At 64.4% G+C, this 2,938-nt stretch carries 4 protein-coding genes and 1 pseudogene; 1 reads left to right on the forward strand and 4 read right to left on the reverse strand.

Going from position 1 to position 2,938, the window contains the following annotated elements; translation table 11 throughout:
- Positions 1-177: 177 nt before the first annotated feature.
- The 4 genes and pseudogenes from J1M44_RS11400 to J1M44_RS11415 form a co-directional block, all read right to left on the reverse strand.
- Positions 178-300: pseudogene (locus J1M44_RS11400) on the reverse strand (IS3-like element IS3502 family transposase); the annotation flags it as partial.
- A 641-nt stretch (positions 301-941) separates the two neighbouring features.
- On the reverse strand, positions 942-1,418 hold the full coding sequence (locus tag J1M44_RS11405) for a hypothetical protein (RefSeq protein WP_206481130.1): 477 nt from the start codon (positions 1,416-1,418) through the stop codon (positions 942-944).
- 135 nt (positions 1,419-1,553) lie between these two features.
- Positions 1,554-1,877, reverse strand: a complete 324-nt coding sequence (locus J1M44_RS11410; RefSeq protein WP_043280813.1) for a DMT family transporter — start codon at positions 1,875-1,877, stop codon at positions 1,554-1,556.
- Positions 1,877-2,233, reverse strand: a complete 357-nt coding sequence (locus J1M44_RS11415; protein ID WP_020626388.1) for a DMT family transporter — start codon at positions 2,231-2,233, stop codon at positions 1,877-1,879. The genes J1M44_RS11410 and J1M44_RS11415 overlap by 1 nt, the downstream gene beginning before the upstream one ends.
- Before the next feature lie 251 nt (positions 2,234-2,484).
- On the opposite strand from J1M44_RS11415, the gene J1M44_RS11420 reads away from it, so the two are divergent.
- Positions 2,485-2,721 carry a type II toxin-antitoxin system RelE/ParE family toxin gene (locus tag J1M44_RS11420; protein WP_020626389.1) on the forward strand — a complete coding sequence of 79 codons (237 nt, stop codon included), beginning with the start codon at positions 2,485-2,487 and terminating at the stop codon, positions 2,719-2,721.
- The last annotated feature ends 217 nt before the right edge of the window (positions 2,722-2,938 follow it).

Here is a 2,938-nt window from a genome sequence, read left to right on the forward strand (position 1 = left end):
CGGGATTGATCCCGAGCTGTTCTCCCACACGGCGGAACGCTCCGGTCCTCGTGGCGGGGTCTTGACGGGCTTCCAGAGTCATCCGCGTGGCGCGTTCGCGGAGCTCGTCGGGGTACTTCCGTGGTGCTGGCATGCTCTGCATCCTTCCGTTGGATCAGAGCCTCCACCAGACCCGGGGCGATTCACACCCCGAGAGATCCCGAGATCCCCGGCGATGCCCTTGAGCGTCGAACCCGGCGTGGACTCATACAAGTCCACCGCGCGCTGCCGGAACTCGTCCGTGTAGTTCTTCCTAGCCATCCCTTGGATTCTCGCTTCCCCAGCATCGTGCTGGAATCAGCGTGTCCAAGATCAGGGGTCAAGCGCCTCTGTAGCTACCTTTGATCATCGGCACATCCACAACCAGACGTTTCAACGGAATCACTCAGCGACGACGGACCGCAATCCATAAGCCGCACCGCCGGCAGACGTAAGCCGCGCCATCCGCCAACGCGTGCAACCTGCTCAACGGCAGACGCCGCCCACAGCACGAACAGTGCGCACTGGTGTCGCTGGTTTGGACCATTGTCCATCGTAAGACCGACTCTTCAACCACAGGCCCTCTAGGGCGGGGTCTAGGATTTCACGACAAAACGTTTGTTGCGCCAGGGGTGCCTATGAAACCCGCCGTCAGCCGGACGTAGAACCTGTCGTCTGCGGAAAGCTCAGATCCGATCACCCACCTGATTAGCAGGCCTTAAAGCGTTACAAAAACCACGCCATTTAGCGCTGCGATTCACACCGTCTCTGACGTGATGGTCTCGTGGGCGGGCGGGGCGTGTAAAGGGGTATACCCGACTGGACACGGACCCAGAGAGACCCCTGCACCGCCGGGGCCCCGTCCGAAACATGCGCATCCCCGGGACGAAGGAGGGCCCGGGCCCCTGACCCCGAGGAACGGATCAGGACCGAGCCCATTCCCTCATCTGGGCTGGAAGAGCTCCGAGTCGAGACTCCCACCAGTCGAGGTCGGCCTGGCAGCCCCTGCCCTGCGAACGGGGACGCAACGTGACCTGGGCTCGGAACTCCTGCGCCCCTGCCTCCTCCACCACCCGCAGGCGAAGCCACGCCACCTCGGGGGAATACTCCAGGAACAGCTCGAGGGAGAAGCACCGGTCCGGCCACGCCGGCCGCCCGCGGCCGAAGTCCTCCCCCACGAGACCGATCTCCTGGAAGTTGAGATCCTCATACCGGACCGGCTCCTGGGCATAGGCACCCTGCACCTTGAACGTCTCCCCCGGCACCCCCCACGACAGACCGACACAGGGCAACCCGAGCCGCTCCACACTCCATGGCCACATCATGGATTTCAGGCACTCCTGCCCCAGAATCGAGTCCCCATACACACGGACGCTGACGGACTGCGCACCCCCGCTCATGCGCCGCACGCTAGTCACTAAACCGGCGCGGAGGAAGGTGGCACCCCACTGATCCGCGCCGATCGGCCACGATCAGACGTTGCGCGTGACATCACCACCTTGGCGATGAGTGCGCGGCGCGGCCACCGCCGCAGGTCAGTGGGAGCTGGAACCGATTTCGATGACCAGCACACCGGCCATGATCAGCAAGATCCCCAAGATCATGGTGCGGGTCAGGGGTTCCTTGAATAGGACATGGGACGCGATCGCGGTCAAGGCAACCCCCGCGGCGGCCCAGATCCCGTAGGCGACACCGAGCCCGATCCCGACGCGCAGCGCGAGGGTCAGGAAGACAAAGGCCAGCACGTAACCGACGACCACGGCCGCGTAGAACCCACGACGGCCGGCGGCCGCCACACGCAGGCACAGGGTGGCAGCCACCTCGGACAGGACGGCCCCGGCTAGGAATAGCCACTGCATCACGCTGCCCCCGCCTGCTGCTCGTCGGTGTCGGGGGTATGGTGCGATCCCAGTTCAACCATCAGAACGCCGGCGATCACCAGGGCGATCCCAATCCCCATCATGGCCGTGATCCGTTCGTCGAACAGGACGGCGGACAGCACCGCCGTTGCGGCGACACCCAACGCGCCCCAGATGCCGTAAGCGACACCGAGGGCCATTCCGCGCTTTAGTACCAGGGTGAGGAAGGTGAAGGCTGAGACGTAGCCCAGCAGGACGACCGCGTACAGCGCGGGGTGGGTGAGTGCTGCCTTGAGTGACAGCGATGCGATGACTTCGCTACCGACGGCGCCGGCGAGCAGGAACCATTTGGTCATGGTCTCTCCTGGAAGGGGCGAGCGCCTGCATGCGGCTCGGCCGTGTCTGTTCATGATTCTACCGGCTGAACGCTGGTGTCCCCGCGTTTCCGAGAGGCGTGCTTCGTGGATGCACCGCCATACACGCGCTCATGCCGCTGTTTGCTGGGCCCACCTGCTCGGTTTTCAGGTGTCGATTCCTGCTCGCGTTTCAGCAGTCATTGACAACAACTCTCGCCAGCAAGCCCGGGCCGACCCTGGACTGACCGTTGGTGGACACACTCACCGGCTCCAGGCACAAGAACCTTAAGGAGCTGCACCCCGGCTCGAGCGGGCGCAGCGAGATCCGGATCCTCTTCGCCTTCGACCCCCGCCGGCAGGCAATCCTGTTGGTGGCCGGGGACAAGGCCGGGGCCTGGAAGAAGTGGTACGCCACGAACATCCCCCTGGCCGAGGAACGCCTCGACGCCCACCTCCACGCGCTCCGCAGCACCCCACCCGGTGCTTAAGAGCGAAACCGTGAACCTGAGCAGCACCCCTGAGACCAGCACTGCTTACATCTCACCCCCAGCACCCAGGAGAGCCCCCATGCACACCCTCGACCAGCTCACCGCCCAGCGGCCCCCGCACGCAAGGACCCCCATGAACAGCTCCTCGGCCCGCCCTGACGTCATGTAGATCTGTCTCTTATATACATCTCCGAGCCCACGAGACGGAGCTACATCT

Source organism: Micrococcus sp. KRD128, from assembly GCF_017168395.1.
In the GTDB taxonomy this organism is placed as follows: domain Bacteria; phylum Actinomycetota; class Actinomycetes; order Actinomycetales; family Micrococcaceae; genus Micrococcus; species Micrococcus luteus.